Consider the following 15194-nt stretch of genomic DNA (forward strand, 5'->3'; position numbering starts at 1 on the left):
GCCGGTGACCGACTCGTCGACAGTGAATCCCGTTCTCGCCCCCAGCGGGCTGATCCACGACCTGCCCGACTTCGCGTCGATCGCGGACAGCGATTTCCTGCCCGCGTTCGCCGAGGCGATGGCCGAGCAGCTCCTTGAGGTCGGCGAGATCTCGTCGTTGCGGACCCCGCCGACGTTCGCCAACACGGTCGAGGCTCTCGAACGCACGGGGCAGTCGCTGGCCCGCGCCGCGGGCATCTTCTTCAACCTGTCGGGTCCGGACACGAATCCCGAGCGCAAGGCCATCGCCGAGGAGTTGGCGACCCGACTGTCCGAGCACCGGAACGCCATCGCGTTGGACCCGGACCTGTTCCGGCGGATCGAGACCCTGTACGTGCGCCGCGACGACCTCGGTCTCGACGAGCCCGCGCGGCGGCTGCTGGAACACCGGTACCGCGAGGCGGTGCGCGCAGGCGCCGCCCTCGACGGTGCGGGACAGGCGAGGATGCGCCGGATCGCTGCGCGCCTGGCCGTCTCGGAGACCCAGTTCTCACAACGGGTGCTCGACGGCGGCAACTCCGCGGCGGTGCTCGTGGACACCGTCGAGGAACTGGACGGCATGTCGCACACCGCGATCGACGCGGCTCGCCGCGCCGCCGCGGCGGCCGGACACGACAGCGGTTGGTTGCTGACGCTGGATCTGCCGACGAGTCAGTCGGCATCGACCGTGCTGAGCGATCCGAACACCCGCGCGCGGGTGTTCGATGCCTCGGTCGGTCGCTGTGGCGACGGCGACCACGACACCACGGCGCTGGTGTTGGAGATCGTCCGGTTGCGCGCCGAACGGGCGGAGTTGCTGGGATACGCCAACCATGCCGAATTGGTGATCGCCGAGCAGACCGCCCCCGGCCTGTCGGCGGTCGACGACCTGCTCGCGGACCTGACCACCGCGTCGATGCGCGCCGGTGGTCGGGAACTGACCCGGTTGCGTGATTTCGCCGGTGAGTACATCGGTCCCGCGGACATGACGTATTGGCTCGAACGTGAGCGCACGACCACTGCTGCCGTGGACCTCGGGGGCTTCGCCGACTACTGCGAACTGAACCGAGTGCTGGTGGACGGGGTGTTCCACGCCGCCGGCCAGCTCTACGGGCTGCGCTTCGTCGAGCGACCCGACCTACCCACCTACCATCCGGACGTGCGCAGTTGGGAAGTGTTCGATGCGCGTGGTAAGTCCATCGGACTGTTCCTCGGCGACTTCTTCGCCCGGCCGAGCAAACGGGGCGGGGCATGGATGAACAACGTCGTCGACCAGTCGATACTCCTGAACAACCACCCGGTGGTGGTCAACGTCCTCAACATCACCAAACCCGATGCGGGACAACCGTGTCTGCTGTCGATGTATCAGTTGAACACGCTGTTCCACGAGTTCGGTCACGCGCTGCACGGGTTGTTGTCCCTGGTGCGCTACCCGTCGCAGTCGGGGACGTCGGTGCCCCGCGACTTCGTGGAGTTCCCGTCGCAGGTCAACGAGATGTGGGCGCTGCACCCCGATGTTCTGCAGAATTACGCCCGGCATCACGAGACCGGTGAACCGGTGCCCGCGGACGTGGCCGAGGCCGCGCGTGCGTCGATGGGCGTGGAATCCGCGCACGCGACCATCGAGTACCTCGGTGCGGCGCTGCTCGATCTGGCCTGGCACCGCCTCGGCGCCGCGGAGGCCGCGGCCGTCGACGACATCGATGCATTCGAGGCGTCGGCGCTGCAGCGAGCCGGGATCGCGTCCGAGCTGATACCACCGCGCTACAAGACGCGCTACTTCAACCACATCTTCGGTGGTGGGTACTCCGCCGGCTACTACTCCTACGTGTGGTCGGAGGTCCTCGACGCCGAGACCGAGCAATGGTTCCTGGCTCGCGGTGGCCTGCGGATCGAGAACGGGCGCACTTTCGCACGCGCCACCCTCATCCGGGGCGACAGCGTGGACCCCATCGCCGCGCACACGGAGATGGTCGGACACCCCGCCGACGTGGAACCGTTGCTGCGCCGCAAAGGCCTCGTGCCGATCTAGTTGGCCGGGATGAACATCCCGTGGTCGAGGGACTCCTCGGCGCGGATGACATGCATGACCGCGTTGATCAGTGCCAGATGGGTGAAGGCCTGCGGGAAGTTGCCGAGGTGCCGTCCGGTCTTGGCGTCGATCTCCTCGGCGTACAGCTTGAGGGGACTGGAGAACGAGAGAAGCCGTTCGCACAGGGTCTTCGCGCGGGGCAGCTCACCGATTTCCACCAGAGCAGACACCAGCCAGAACGAGCAGATGGTGAACGTGCCCTCCTCGCCGGACAGCCCGTCGTCGGTCTCCTCCACCCGGTACCGCAACACCAACCCCTCCTCGGTGAGGTCGTCGGCGATGGCCAGCACGGTGTTGCGCACCCGCGGGTCCTCGGAGGGCAGAAAGCGCAACAGGGGCACCAGCAACAGCGAGGCGTCGAGGGCGTCACTGCCGTAGCGCTGCGTGAACACCCCCTGGGCGTTGACCCCGTGTTCGAGGATGTCGGCCTTGATGATGTCGGCCTCCTCGGCCCACGTCTTGGCGTACGACTTCTCGCCGTGCATCACCGCGAGCTTGCTGCCGCGGTCGAGGGCGACCCAACACATCACCTTCGACGAGGTGAAGTGCTGCGGTTCGCCGCGCACCTCCCAGATGCCGCGGTCGGGCTGGCGCCAGTGTTTGACGGCCTCCTCCACCTGCGCCTTCAGCACCGGCCACAGCGTCTCGGAGATCATCTCGGTCGACTTGGTGTTCAGGTACACCGAGTCGAGCATGGTGCCCCAGATGTCGTGCTGGCTCTGGTTGTAGGCCCCGTTGCCCACCCGGACGGGGCGGGCACCGTCGTATCCGTGGAGATGGGGGAGTTCGTACTCGTCGAGCCGGCGTTCGCCGCCGACGCCGTACATCACCTGCAGCGGGTGGTGTTCGCCGTTGGTGATTCCGGAGACGTCGGCGATGAAGGAGAAGAAGTCACTGGCCTCACGATCGAGGCCCAGGGTGTACAGACCCCAGAGCGCGAACGTGGAGTCACGCACCCACGCGTAGCGGTAATCCCAGTTGCGTTCGCCACCGGGGGTCTCGGGCAATGACGTCGTCGACGCGGCGAGCAGCGCCCCGGTGGGTGAGTAGGTCAGGCCCTTGAGGGTGAGGGCGCTGCGTTGCAGATGACTCCGCCAGGGGTGGTCGGGGAAGCGCCCCACGTTGATCCACTGGCGCCACGACTCCGAGGTGAACCACATCTTCTGTGCGGCCTCCTCCCAGTTCTGTGGCGACGGGTGCGCCGACCAGCTCAGGGCGACGAAACGGTCGTCGCCCTCCACCAGACGGGTGTGCGCGCGAGCCTCCCGACCCTCGAGGCCGAGTTTGAGGTTGGTGGTCAGCTTCAGCACCGGCGCGGGATCGGTCGTCCCGCTCGCGGTGGCGATCGCCTCCCCGTAGGCCGGGCCCGAGTACTCCCATCTGGTGCGTGCACGGTGGTAGTCGAAAGCCGGTTCACAGCTCATGTGCAATTCGACCGTCCCGCTGACACAGCGCACGGTGCGCAGCAGGATGTGCTCGGCGTCCCAGTCGGTCGGGGTGCGGCGATGGGTGCGCGACCGGGTGTCGATGTCGTGCCACGGGCCCATGACCAACGCGTCGCGAACGATGATCCAACCGGTCTCGGTCTGCCAGGTGGTCTCCACCATCAGACTCCCGGGCAGGTACCGACGGTCCACCGGCACGTTCACCCCGTAGGGGGCGAGTTTGAAATGGCCGGCGCCGCGGTCGAGGATCGATCCGAAGATGCTGGGCGAGTCCGGTCGGGGGATGCACATCCACTCCACCGCACCGTTGCGCGCGATCAGGCAGTTGGTCTCGCAATCGGACAGGAATGCGTAGTCGCCGATGGGTGGGAACGCGTTGCGCTGCGGACTGGCGGGGGAGAAGGCCACCGCGTCGGCGTCGCCACCCCCTCCGACCGCGGCTGTGTCACTGCGGCTGTCGTCAGGTGCGGCCTCGTCGGTCACAGTCATGGGTACATCATGCTGACTCGCCGATGCGACCGCCACATTTCGCGAGTATGCGTGCGCGGGGGTGCAGGCTCAGTTGCGCTCAGGGTGATTTAAAACCGGGGCGGTTAGGGTGGTCGTCGTGGACGGAGTCGTGGCGTGGTGGGATGGGGTCGAGGCGTGGCTGACGTCGTTGTCGTTCGTCCCGCAGTTGCTGGTCACCCTGGCGGTGGTGGTGCCGCTGGCCATCGGCGTCGCGGCGCTGCTGAATCTGCTGGTACACGCCGTGCTTCGGCTCTTCGACCGTGGCGAGTCGGCGGACACCCGGATCGGTGACCACTGATGCCGAGGTCGAAGGTCACGCTGGCGTTGTTGGCGCTGCTGGCGCTGGTGATCGTGGCCTGGCTCGTCACCCGATATGTCTGATCGTCGGGACGTCGGCGACCGCGGCCCGCGATGGACCTTCGAGCCGCATTCCTGCTGCTAATCTTCGCCCCGTGACGGGCTATGTCGTGCGCCATCGTCTGGCGCTCTTCGCGGTGGATTACCGCTGCGTCAGCGATGTCCTCTGTCGCTGACCGGTACGAGTGGTCGCGACCTCTGCCTGCGTGAGCGGTCCAGCCCCGGCCCTCGACTCCCGACGTCATCCCAGCCCGATTCGTCTGTGATTCCCACCAGGGGGTTATACGTGTTTGCCAGTTCGCGCCCCGGCGCCCGCCGCACGGGTCGGCGGCCCGTCGTGCTCGCCGTCCTGCTCGCCGCCGTGCTGGTGTGCGCGGGGTGCGGTGCCGGGTCGACCGACGTACCCGGCGGAACCAACATCTCCAGTGGTGACCGGCACCTGAACCTCGTCGCCTACGCGACACCGAAACCCGGTTTCGACAAGATCATCCCGGCTTTCCGGGCCACCGACGCCGGTCGTGACATCGGCTTCTCGCAGTCCTACGGCGCCTCCGGTGATCAGTCCCGCAAGGTGGCGCGGCGCGTCCCCGCCGACGTGGTCAACCTGTCCGTGGAGCCGGACATCACCCGGCTGGTGAAGGCAGGAGTCGTCGACGAGAACTGGAAGACCGCCTACCCGGACAACAGCACGCCGTTCGGCTCGGTCGTGGTGATCGTGGTGCGGAAGGGTAACCCGAAGAACATCCACACCTGGGACGACCTGCTGAAACCCGGTGTGCAGGTGGTCACCCCGAATCCCGGGAGCTCCGGCTCGGCCAAGTGGAACCTCCTGGCGCCGTATGCGGCGAAGAGTGATGGCGGCAAGGACAGGAAGGCGGGGCTGGCCTACGTCTCCGAGCTGATCCGTGACCACACCACCGTGCAGCCCAAGTCGGGTCGCGAGGCGACGACGACCTTCGAACAAGGGCAGGGTGACGTGCTGATCAGCTACGAGAACGAGGCGATCATGTTGCAGCGCAAGAACGCGACGTCTCCGGCGAACCAGCGGGTCGACTACGTGGTCCCGAGCACCACCTTCAAGATCGAGAATCCGGTGGCGGTGGTGAAGACCGGCGAGAACACCGACGCGGCGAAGAGTTTCGTCTCCTACCTGTTCACCCAGCCCGCGCAGCGGATCTGGGCGCAGCAGGGGTTCCGGCCGGTGGACAAGCAAATCGCCGCGGAGACCGCGAACCTGTTCCCGGGAAAGATCGACAAGCTCTGGACCATCAAGGAACTGGGCAAGACCCTGGGCGCGGGTACCTCCACCACCAAGGCGGGCATCGACAACAAGGGTAAGGACCTGACCGGTTGGAAGGCTGTCGACAACGCGTTGTTCTCGACCTCCGGGGACATCACCAAGGTCTACAACGCGGGGGGTAAGTCGTGACCGAGATCTCCGTCGCCGCGCCGCAGCCGGACACCTCGCGCCGGCGGTTCCGGTGGGGACGCGCCGGCACCAACCCGGTGGGTCTCGGTGTGGCCACGTTGTGGCTGTCCATCATCGTGTTGTTGCCCCTCGCTGCCATCGTGGGCAAGTCCTTCGACAACGGTTGGAGCGGTTTCTGGTCGGCGATCAGCGCGAAGAACGCCGTGGAGGCCCTGCTGATCACGGTGTGGGTGTCGATCGTCGTCGCGTTGATCAACGTGGTGATGGGCACGGTGGTGGCCTGGGTCCTGGTTCGTGACGACTTTCCCGGAAAGAGCATCGTCAACGCGATCATCGACCTGCCGTTCGCCCTGCCGACGATCGTCGCCAGCCTGGTGCTGCTCTCGCTGTACGGGCCGAACACGCCGATCGGGATCCAGCTCAACGCCACGCAGCCGGCGCTGGTCATAGCGTTGACCTTCGTCACGCTGCCGTTCGTGGTCCGGCAGGTGCAGCCGGTGTTGATCGAGGTGGACCGCGATGCCGAGGAAGCCGGCGCCTCGTTGGGTGCGTCCAACTGGACCATCTGGCGCAGGATCGTCTTCCCGTCGCTGTTGCCCGCGGTGCTGACCGGCGGGGGATTGGCGTTCACCCGGGCCATCGGCGAGTTCGGATCGGTGGTGCTCATCGGCGGCAACGTCCCCGGCAAGACGCAGGTCGCATCCCAGTACATCCAGCAGCAGATCGAGGTCGACGCCCCGGTCGACGCCGCCGCCATCTCGGTGGTGCTGTTGCTCATCGCCTTCGTGGTGCTGCTGATCCTGCGGATCGCAGGCAGTAGGCAGTCGCGGCGGGAGGACAAGAACCGATGAAACTGTCGTCACCTGCGCGGTACCTGTTGCGCACCATCGCCCTGCTGTACCTGTTCATCCTGCTCATCGTTCCGGTGGCTCTGATCTTCTGGCGATCCTTCCAACACGGGATCGGCCAGTTCTGGGACTGGATAACCACTCCGGCAGCCATCTCCGCCCTGCAGCTGAGCGTGCTCATCGTGGTGATCGTGGTGCCGCTGAACGTGATCTTCGGCGTCGCCACCGCGATCGCGCTGGCCCGGGGCAACTTCCGTGGCAAAGGGCTCATCCAGTCGGTGGTCGACCTGCCGTTCGCGGTGTCACCCGTCGTCGTCGGCGTCGCGCTGATCCTGTTGTGGGGATACGGCGGTTGGTTCGGTGGGGTGGAGAGCCTCGGTTTCCGGGTGATCTTCGGTCTACCCGGCATGGTGCTGGCCACCGTGTTCGTCACGTTGCCGTTCGTGGTCCGTGAGGTGGAACCGGTGTTGGCCGAGATCGGTACCGAGCAAGAAGAGGCCGCAGCGACCCTGGGCGCCTCGGGGTGGCAGACCTTCGGCCGGATCACCCTGCCCGCCATCCGCTGGGGACTGACGTACGGGGTGGTGCTCACCGTGGCCCGCGCCCTGGGCGAGTACGGAGCGGTCACCCTGGTGTCGTCGAACTTCCCCGGCGTCTCACAGACCCTGACGCTACTGGTGTCGTCGCGGTACACCGACGACTACAACGAGTTCGGAGCGTACGCGGCGGCGACGCTGCTGATGTTCGTCGCGCTGCTGGTGCTGGTGGCGATGACACTGATCCAACGACGCGGTGAGACCGGTTCGGCGCCCATCCGACGTCGCAAACGCAAACCCTCCGCTGATGCGGTGCAGACCGCGGAACCCGTTCCGCTCGAGAAGGAGATGGCGGTATGACGATCTCGGTGGTCGGTGCGAACCGACGCTACGGTGATTTCGCGGCCCTCGACGACGTGTCGCTGGAGATCCCGTCGGGATCGTTGACGGCACTGCTCGGACCGTCGGGGTCGGGCAAGTCGACCCTGCTGCGAGCCATCGCGGGCCTCGACGATCTCGATACGGGCACGGTCTACATCAACGGTGACGACGTCACCCGCCTGTCGCCGCAGCGCCGTGACATCGGATTCGTCTTCCAGCACTACGCGGCGTTCAAACACATGACGGTGCGCGAGAACATCGCGTTCGGACTGAAGATCCGCAAGCGATCCAAGTCCGAGATCGCCACAAAAGTCGACGAGCTGCTCGACGTGGTGGGGTTGACGACGTTCCAGTCGCGCTATCCGAATCAGCTGTCCGGTGGGCAGAGGCAGCGGATGGCGCTGGCGAGGGCGCTCGCAGTGGACCCCAAGGTGTTGCTGCTCGACGAACCGTTCGGTGCACTCGACGCCAAGGTGCGCGACGAACTGCGTCGGTGGCTGCGCCGCCTGCACGACGAGGTGCATGTCACCACCGTCCTGGTGACCCACGACCAACAGGAGGCGCTCGACGTCGCCGACCGCATCGCCGTCCTGAACAAGGGTCGCCTGGAGCAGGTCGGTAGCCCCGACGAACTCTACGACCATCCGTCCAACGAGTTCGTGATGTCGTTCCTCGGGACGGTGGCACGGCTCAACGGCTCGTTGGTGCGCCCGCACGACATCCGGCTCGGTCGCACACCCGATCTCGCGCTGGCCGACGCCGATGCCGCGACCGCCGCGTCGGGGGTACTGCGCGCCTCGGTGGTGCGAGTGGTCCATCTCGGCTTCGAGGTCCGGGTGGAGTTGCGTAACGCCGCCACCGGCGAGGAGTTCACCGCGGAGATCACCCGTGGCGACGCGGAGGCCCTGCGGTTGCGCGACGGTGACGAGATCTACGTGCGTGCGACGCGGGTACCGCAGTTGGCCACGGCCACCGCCTGAGCAGGCTGCCGATACCGACAAGGCCGTCCGCTGGGTGTGGTTCGCTGTCCGGATGAGGCCGTCGGAGTCCGTCACCGTTCTCGTCGCGGCGTTGTTGGTGAGCGGATGCGGCGCCGAGTACGTCGATCCACCGCCGGAGACGCCGGTTCGCCTGCAAACACCGGCGTGCACCGGAAACACGCCGCCGCCCCCGATGCGAGTCCCGGCGGACTTCACTCCGGTCGAAGCACTGGTCTGTGGTGAGAAGCTCGTCGGCAGTCCGCGTCAGCGGCCCGGGCCATACCTGTACACCCGGTATCGCGGGGACTTCGCGGACGCTCTGACCGGCTTCGCGCGACGTGACCGCAAACGCAACCCGAATTGTCAGGCGTCGGTGATCGCGCTGCCCGAACTGTGGTTGATCGACCAGACGGGCGGTGGATTCATCCCGCGATACCCGATGGACGAATGCGGCACCGACAACATCAAGGCGCTCAACGAGATTCTCGCGCTGACGGTGGTCGAGCGGGAACGCCGACCGTTCCCGGGGTGAGGGCGCTCGGCAGGTGACGCGAGGCGCAGGCGCCCGAGTCGTGTCCGGCCGCACCGGTCACCTGTCCCACCCGCGACACGATGGTGTCGATCACCGCCGGGTGCGCACCGAGGGGCCCGGCCATCGCCCAGTCGAGGTCGGGCGTGCGCTCGCCGTCGAGCAATCGCTCGACCCGCTCGAGCAGGGTACCGGCGGCCAGGAAGAAGGGGCTGACGACGATCCGGCCACAGCCCTCGGCGGCCAGTCGGTTCGCCGCATCGACGATCGCGTCGCTGCGGGTGGCGAACCCGGTCACCACCGGTCGATGTAGTAACCGTGAGAGTCGCCTGCCGCGCTCGATCACCGCGTCGTCGGCGGCGGTGTCGCTGGATCCGACGGCGCACAACAGGATTCCGTCGTCGGGGCGTACACCGAGCTCGTCGAGACGGTCGGCCAGGGCAGCGGTCAGCGCCGGCGAACCGATCGGCGCGGTCTGTCGCACCCGCAGTTCCGGGTTCGCCGCCCGGGCGTCGTCCAGCAGGGCGGGTAGGTCGACTCGTGCGTGGTACGCGTTGCCGAACAACAACGGCACCACCAGCGTGTCCCCGACGCAGTCGGCCATGTCCCCGACGCAGTCGGCCATGTCCCCGACGCAGTCGGCCAAGGCCTCACCGACGGTCGGTGCGTCGAGGTCGAGGTAGGCCAACCGGACCCGTAGATCGGGCAACCGGGCGGCGACCACGCCGGTGACCCGTCGGGCGGTCATCGCGAAGCGCGGATCACGGCTGCCGTGGGCGACCAGCAGCACCGTGGTGCGACGGCGATCGGTTTCGGTCACACCAGCTCTCGGAGATGAAGTGCCGACAAAGCATCACCCACGAGACCGGCCGCGAGCGTGTTGCCGCCCTGCGGATCGATGATCAGGAACGAGCCGGTCTCGCGGTTGACCGTGTAGTCGTCGGCGGTCACCGGTTCGGCCGTGGTCACCGAGATGCGACCGATCTGGTTCAACTCCAACGATTCCGGATCGTCGGCCAGACGCAGTTCCTGCTCGTCGAACCGGGTGTCGAGCGATCCGACGATCACCGGCGTGGTGCGCGTGCCGTGTTTGAGCAGCAGCCGCGCGCCGGGGCGCAGCGGCTTGTCACCCAACCAGCAGACCGTCGCCGAGAACTGCGTGACCGGTTCGGGAGCGTCGGCCACGGCGGCGATGACGTCGCCGCGGGAGACGTCGACATCGTCGGCCAGGATGAGGGTGACGCTGCGTCCGGTGTGCGCGGTGGGCAGCGAGCCGTCGGCCGTGTCGATGCGTTCGACGGTGGTGGTCACCCCTGACGGCAGCACGACGACCTCGTCACCGATCGACACCCGTCCCGCGGCCACTTGACCGGCGTAACCGCGGTAGTCCGGGTATTCGGCGGTGCGGGGCCGGATCACGTACTGCACCGGGAACCGCACGCCCACCGGCTCGCGATCGGGGACCACCGGCACCGATTCGAGATGCTCGATGAGCGAGGGACCCTGGTAGTAGGGGGTGTTCGCCGACCGGGAGGCGACATTGTCGCCGTGCAGTGCCGACACCGGGATCGCCTGCACCTGATCCGGGCTCCATCCCAGGACCTCGGTGATCTGGGCGAACTCCGCGCTGATCTCGGCGAACACCGTGGCCGGGTCGTCGACGAGGTCGATCTTGTTGACCGCCAACACCAGTCGGGGCACCCCGAGCAGTGCCATCACCGCGGCGTGCCGCCGGGTCTGGGTGACCACGCCGTTGCGGGCGTCCACCAGCAGCATCACCAGCTGTGCGGTGGAGGCGCCGGAGACGGTGTTGCGGGTGTACTGCACGTGACCCGGGGTGTCGGCGAGGACGAACGACCGGCCGGGGGTGGCGAAGTAGCGGTACGCGACGTCGATGGTGATGCCCTGTTCGCGTTCGGCGCGCAGACCGTCGACCAGCAACGACAGGTCGGGGCCGTCGAGGCCCTTGTCCACCGACGCACGGGTCACCGCGTCGATCTGGTCGGCGAGCACCGATTTGGTGTCGTACAGCAGCCGCCCGACCAGGGTGGACTTGCCGTCGTCCACCGAACCGGCGGTGGCGATGCGCAGCAGATCGGACCCCAGTTCGCTCTGTCGTGGTTGGTGTGCACTCTCACCCATCAGAAGTACCCCTGACGTTTCCGGTCCTCCATGGCGGCCTCCGAGGCCCGGTCGTCACCGCGGGTGGCGCCGCGTTCGGTCAGCCGGGAGGCGGCGATCTCGGCCAGGATGGCCTCGTTGTCCGCTGCCTCGGAAAGTACCGCGCCGGTCGACGACCCGTCGCCGACGGTCCGGTAGCGCACCGAGAGTCGTAGGGACTGTTCACCCTCGCGGGGGCCGCCCCACGGTCCTGCCGTCATCCACATGCCGTCGCGTTCGAACACCTCACGCTCGTGCGCATAGTAGATCGACGGCAGCAGCACCTGCTCGCGGGCGATGTAGCGCCAGATGTCGAGTTCGGTCCAGTTGGACAGCGGAAACACCCGGACGTGCTCACCGGGGGCGTGCCTGCCGTTGTACAGGTTCCACAGCTCCGGTCGCTGACGCTTGGGATCCCACTGGCCGAACGCGTTACGTAACGAGAAGATCCGCTCCTTGGCACGGGCGCGCTCCTCATCGCGACGCCCCCCGCCGAACACCGCGTCGAACCGGTGCTCGGCGATGGCGTCGAGCAACGGCACGGTCTGCAACTGGTTGCGCACGTTGTCGGGCCGCTCCGTCAAACGCCCGTCGGCGAGGTAGTCCTCCACGCTGGCCACGTGCAACCGCAAGCCGTACCGCGCCACGACGTCGTCACGGAAGGCGATGACCTCGTCGAGGTTGTGACCGGTGTCGACGTGCAGCAGCGAAAACGGCAGTGGCGCAGGCCAGAACGCTTTCAGGGCCACGTGCAGCAACACCGTGGAGTCCTTACCGCCGGAGAACAGGATCACCGGTCGTTCGAACTCTCCCGCGACCTCGCGGAAGACGTGGATGGCCTCGGACTCGAGCGCGTCGAGAGTGGTGAACTCGTCGACGGTGTCGACGTCGAGCGTCGGTGCGACCGGGACGTAACCCGCGGACCGGATGGATGACGATGTCATGGGAGTCAGAACCCTTTCACGATGCGTGCAGGCCGCACTCGGTCTTGGCCCGGCCGGCCCACCGGCCACTACGCGCGTCGGCGCCGGGGGCGGGCTTCGCGGTGCACGGCTCGCACCCGATCGATGGATAACCCTCGGCGACGAGCGGGTTCTCCAACACGCCGTACGTGTCGATGTAGGCCCGGAACTCGTCGTCGGTCCATGCGGCCAGCGGGTTGATCTTCACCAGACCGAAGGTCTCGTCGAAGGAGATGAGCGGGGCGTTGGCCCGGGTGGGGGACTCCACCCGGCGCACACCGGTGACCCAGGCGCTGTACCCGGCCAGGGTGCGCTTGAGCGGCACCACTTTGCGTAACCGGCAGCACTCGCCGGGGTTGGACGCGAAGAGATTTCGACCCAGCAGGGCGTCCTGCTCGGCCACCGTCTGCTCGGGCAGCACATTGATCAGGTCGAGGTCGTAGATCTGTACCGCCGCGTCCCGGGTGCCGATGGTCTCGGCGAAGTGGTAACCGGTGTCGAGGAAGAGGACCTTCAGTTTCGCGCCATCGAGCGCGGCACGATCCAGATGATGAGCGGCCACGTCGATCAACACCGCATCCTGCATGTTGCTGGCCACCACGAAGTCCGAGCCGAATGTGTTCGCGGTCCAGCGCATCAGGTCACCGGCCGACGCGTCGGCGCCCAGTGCCGCGGCGCCGTCGGCCGCGATTGATCGGAGTTGCGCCTCGTCGCGCACTGATGTCGTCATAGACGATCCTCTGCTGATCGGTGTTCTGCTGCGGACGCGTGCCCCCGTGGCGGGGGCCTCGTCGCCGAGATGCCACTCATCGGAGATCCTCCTCGGCCGCCCGCAACGTCCATTGCGCGAAACGCTCACCCTCCTGGCGATGTTTCACGAAGTTGCGGACAACGCGTTCGATGTAGTCGCCGAGATCTTCGGTCAACACCTTGTGTTGCCTCAGTTTCCGGCCGAAACCGGCGTCCTGACCCAGGCTGCCGCCGAGATGAACCTGGAAACCCTCGCCGTGCTCGCCGTTCTCCCGTTCGACCAACATGCCCTTGAAGCCGATGTCGGCGACCTGGGCGCGGGCGCACGAATTGGGGCAACCATTGATGTTGATGGTGATCGGTACGTCGAGCTGCGCGTTGATGTCGTCCAAGCGCTTCTCGAGGTCGGGGACGAGCCGCTGGGAACGCTTTCGGGTCTCGGTGAACGACAACTTGCAGAATTCGATGCCCGAGCAGGCCATCAGATTCCTGCGCCACACCGATGGCCGTCCCTGGAGTCCCAGGGCTCCGAGCTCGTCGATCAGGGTGTCGACCTTGTCGTCGGGGACGTCGAGGACGATCAGTTTCTGGTATGGGGTGAACCGGATACGATCCGACCCGACCCGCTCGGCGGCGTCGGCGACGGAACGCAGGATGGACCCCGAGACCCGTCCGGCGATGGCCGCGAAACCCACCGAGTTCAGACCGTTCTTGAGCTTCTGCACACCCACGTGGTCGATCGGTGCGGTCCGGGGCTCGATGGCCGGACCGTCGATCAGCGCGCGCTCGAGGTATTCGTCCTCGAGGACCTGACGGAACTTCTCGATTCCCCAGTCCTTGAGCAGGAACTTCAACCGGGCCTTGGTGCGCAGCCGACGGTAACCGTAGTCACGGAAGAGGGAGACCACTGCCTCCCACACATCGGGAACCTCGTCGAGGGGGACCCACGCCCCGACCCGCTGGGCCAGCATCGGGTTGGTCGACAGACCACCACCGACCCACAGGTCGAAGCCGGCACCGTGATCGGGGTGGTCGACCCCGATGAAGGAGATGTCGTTGATCTCGTACGGCACGTCCTGCAGGCCGGAGATCGCGGTCTTGAACTTGCGTGGCAGGTTCGAGTAGCGCGGGTCGCCGATGAAGCGACGGACGATCTCGTCGATGGCCGGGGTGGGGTCGATGACCTCGTCGACGGCCTCGCCGGCGAGCGGCGAACCGAGGATGACACGTGGGGTGTCCCCGCAAGCCTCGACGGTCTTCAGGCCGACGGCCTCGAACCGGTCCCAGATCGTGGGCACGTCCTCGATGCGGATCCAGTGGTACTGGACGTTCTCCCGGTCGGACAGGTCGGCGGTGTCGCGGCCGAACTCGGTGGACACCTCGCCGATGGTCCGTAGCTGCGCGGCGGTCAGGGCGCCACCGTCGCAACGGACCCGCATCATGAAGTGGTGATCCTCGATGACGTCGAGGTTCTCGTCACCGGTCCAGGTGCCGTCGTAACCCTGTTTGCGCTGCGTGTACAGACCCCACCACCGCAGTCGACCGCGCAGATCCTGTTTGTCGATGGCGTCGAACCCGCGGTGGGCGTAGATGTTCTCGACCCGGGCCCGCACGTTGAGCGGGTTGTCGTCCTTCTTGACCTGCTCGTTGGGGTTCTGCGGTTCGCGGTATCCGAGCTTCCACTGGCCTTCGGCGCGGCGCTTGGCGGGACGCGCGCGCCGGGCGGGACGGCCCGATCCGGGCTGGCCGGGGGCGTCGGTGGTCGGCGTCATGGCTGTGGGCTCCTGGGGCTGGTGACGCCATCCGACACGGACCGAGGTCCGACCGGCGGCGCGATTCAGGGGAATGAACTACGTGCGTGCGCGCGGCTGTCGGACGTCCGGGTCACGGGCGTCGAGCCGCAGGTCAGGACCGACAGAAAGCGCTGCAGACCCGCTTGAGGTCGATATGGCGACGCTCGGAGAGGAGGACACCGGGAACAGCGACCGGACCGAATGCGGCCACCAGGCGCGCATCGGCGGAGTTCGCGGGTGTCGACACGTCGCTCATAGTGCCACGGCCTCCTCGACTCCGTCTAATCCCGTACGTGATCTACATGCGCTTTCTTCGGCCCAGCCTGGGCGTAAAACCCGGGTGTGCCGCCGCCTGGACCGGGCGTCAGCCCGGATGTGACAGAGCGCTGTGTGGTTGCGACGCC

The 15194-nt window shown here is 67.0% G+C and carries 13 protein-coding genes and 1 pseudogene; 7 read left to right on the top strand and 7 right to left on the bottom strand.

Annotation, left to right across the window (positions count from 1 at the left end; genetic code table 11):
* The first annotated feature begins 4 nt into the window (after window positions 1-4).
* A complete protein-coding gene (locus BW971_RS12495) occupies window positions 5-2050 on the top strand; it encodes a M3 family metallopeptidase (protein ID WP_234974388.1) in 2046 nt (681 codons plus the stop codon).
* On the opposite strand, the pseudogene BW971_RS12500 reads toward BW971_RS12495, so the two are convergent.
* A pseudogene (locus BW971_RS12500) lies at window positions 2047-3936 on the bottom strand (glycoside hydrolase family 15 protein); the annotation flags it as partial. The gene BW971_RS12495 and the pseudogene BW971_RS12500 sit on opposite strands and share 4 nt — an antisense overlap.
* A gap of 226 nt (window positions 3937-4162) precedes the next feature.
* Between BW971_RS12500 and BW971_RS12505 the strand changes: the two are divergent.
* The 6 genes from BW971_RS12505 to BW971_RS12530 all read left to right on the top strand — a co-directional run bounded on the left by BW971_RS12505 (window position 4163) and on the right by BW971_RS12530 (window position 9128).
* The gene (locus BW971_RS12505) at window positions 4163-4363 is read left to right on the top strand and encodes a hypothetical protein (protein WP_076480049.1); all 201 of its coding nucleotides are present in this window, start codon (window positions 4163-4165) and stop codon (window positions 4361-4363) included.
* 321 nt (window positions 4364-4684) lie between these two features.
* Entirely contained in the window at window positions 4685-5851 is a 1167-nt protein-coding gene (locus BW971_RS12510) for a sulfate ABC transporter substrate-binding protein (protein ID WP_083709880.1), read from the top strand.
* Window positions 5848-6702 (top strand): sulfate ABC transporter permease subunit CysT, encoded by an 855-nt coding sequence (gene cysT, locus BW971_RS12515; RefSeq protein WP_083709883.1) that lies wholly within the window; start codon window positions 5848-5850, stop codon window positions 6700-6702. Before BW971_RS12510 ends, cysT begins: the two co-directional genes overlap by 4 nt.
* Complete coding sequence (gene cysW, locus BW971_RS12520) at window positions 6699-7595, top strand: sulfate ABC transporter permease subunit CysW (protein ID WP_076480053.1); 897 nt, start codon at window positions 6699-6701, stop codon at window positions 7593-7595. The genes cysT and cysW overlap by 4 nt, the downstream gene beginning before the upstream one ends.
* Entirely contained in the window at window positions 7592-8596 is a 1005-nt protein-coding gene (locus tag BW971_RS12525) for a sulfate/molybdate ABC transporter ATP-binding protein (protein WP_076480056.1), read from the top strand. Before cysW ends, BW971_RS12525 begins: the two co-directional genes overlap by 4 nt.
* Before the next feature lie 52 nt (window positions 8597-8648).
* Entirely contained in the window at window positions 8649-9128 is a 480-nt protein-coding gene (locus BW971_RS12530; RefSeq protein ID WP_076480059.1) for a hypothetical protein, read from the top strand.
* Here BW971_RS12530 and BW971_RS12535 read toward each other — a convergent pair.
* The 6 genes from BW971_RS12535 to BW971_RS21490 form a co-directional block, all read right to left on the bottom strand.
* Window positions 9070-9945: a sirohydrochlorin chelatase gene (locus BW971_RS12535; RefSeq protein ID WP_076480061.1), complete on the bottom strand. Its 876-nt coding sequence runs from the start codon at window positions 9943-9945 to the stop codon at window positions 9070-9072. The two genes, BW971_RS12530 and BW971_RS12535, sit on opposite strands and share 59 nt — an antisense overlap.
* Window positions 9942-11267 (bottom strand): sulfate adenylyltransferase subunit 1, encoded by a 1326-nt coding sequence (locus tag BW971_RS12540; RefSeq protein WP_076480063.1) that lies wholly within the window; start codon window positions 11265-11267, stop codon window positions 9942-9944. The genes BW971_RS12535 and BW971_RS12540 overlap by 4 nt, the downstream gene beginning before the upstream one ends.
* A complete protein-coding gene (gene cysD / locus BW971_RS12545; RefSeq protein ID WP_076480065.1) occupies window positions 11267-12229 on the bottom strand; it encodes a sulfate adenylyltransferase subunit CysD in 963 nt (320 codons plus the stop codon). The genes BW971_RS12540 and cysD overlap by 1 nt, the downstream gene beginning before the upstream one ends.
* A gap of 16 nt (window positions 12230-12245) precedes the next feature.
* Window positions 12246-12977: a phosphoadenylyl-sulfate reductase gene (locus tag BW971_RS12550; protein WP_076480067.1), complete on the bottom strand. Its 732-nt coding sequence runs from the start codon at window positions 12975-12977 to the stop codon at window positions 12246-12248.
* A 76-nt stretch (window positions 12978-13053) separates the two neighbouring features.
* Window positions 13054-14769 carry a nitrite/sulfite reductase gene (locus BW971_RS12555; RefSeq protein ID WP_076480069.1) on the bottom strand — a complete coding sequence of 572 codons (1716 nt, stop codon included), beginning with the start codon at window positions 14767-14769 and terminating at the stop codon, window positions 13054-13056.
* A gap of 133 nt (window positions 14770-14902) precedes the next feature.
* Window positions 14903-15046, bottom strand: coding sequence for a putative leader peptide (locus BW971_RS21490; RefSeq protein WP_159441857.1), 144 nt, complete (start codon window positions 15044-15046; stop codon window positions 14903-14905).
* Window positions 15047-15194: the final 148 nt, after the last annotated feature.

Origin of the sequence: Williamsia sterculiae, assembly GCF_900156495.1 — a bacterium.
Taxonomy (GTDB): domain Bacteria; phylum Actinomycetota; class Actinomycetes; order Mycobacteriales; family Mycobacteriaceae; genus Williamsia_B; species Williamsia_B sterculiae.

Coding starts and splice junctions, on each gene's coding strand:
- BW971_RS12540 (WP_076480063.1), bottom strand. CDS start 11,267: ATGGGTGAGAGTGCACACCAACCACGACAGAGCGAACTGGGGTCCGAT.
- cysD (WP_076480065.1), bottom strand. CDS start 12,229: ATGACATCGTCATCCATCCGGTCCGCGGGTTACGTCCCGGTCGCACCG.
- BW971_RS12550 (WP_076480067.1), bottom strand. CDS start 12,977: ATGACGACATCAGTGCGCGACGAGGCGCAACTCCGATCAATCGCGGCC.
- BW971_RS12555 (WP_076480069.1), bottom strand. CDS start 14,769: ATGACGCCGACCACCGACGCCCCCGGCCAGCCCGGATCGGGCCGTCCC.
- BW971_RS21490 (WP_159441857.1), bottom strand. CDS start 15,046: ATGAGCGACGTGTCGACACCCGCGAACTCCGCCGATGCGCGCCTGGTG.
- BW971_RS12530 (WP_076480059.1), top strand. CDS start 8,649: ATGAGGCCGTCGGAGTCCGTCACCGTTCTCGTCGCGGCGTTGTTGGTG.
- cysW (WP_076480053.1), top strand. CDS start 6,699: ATGAAACTGTCGTCACCTGCGCGGTACCTGTTGCGCACCATCGCCCTG.
- BW971_RS12525 (WP_076480056.1), top strand. CDS start 7,592: ATGACGATCTCGGTGGTCGGTGCGAACCGACGCTACGGTGATTTCGCG.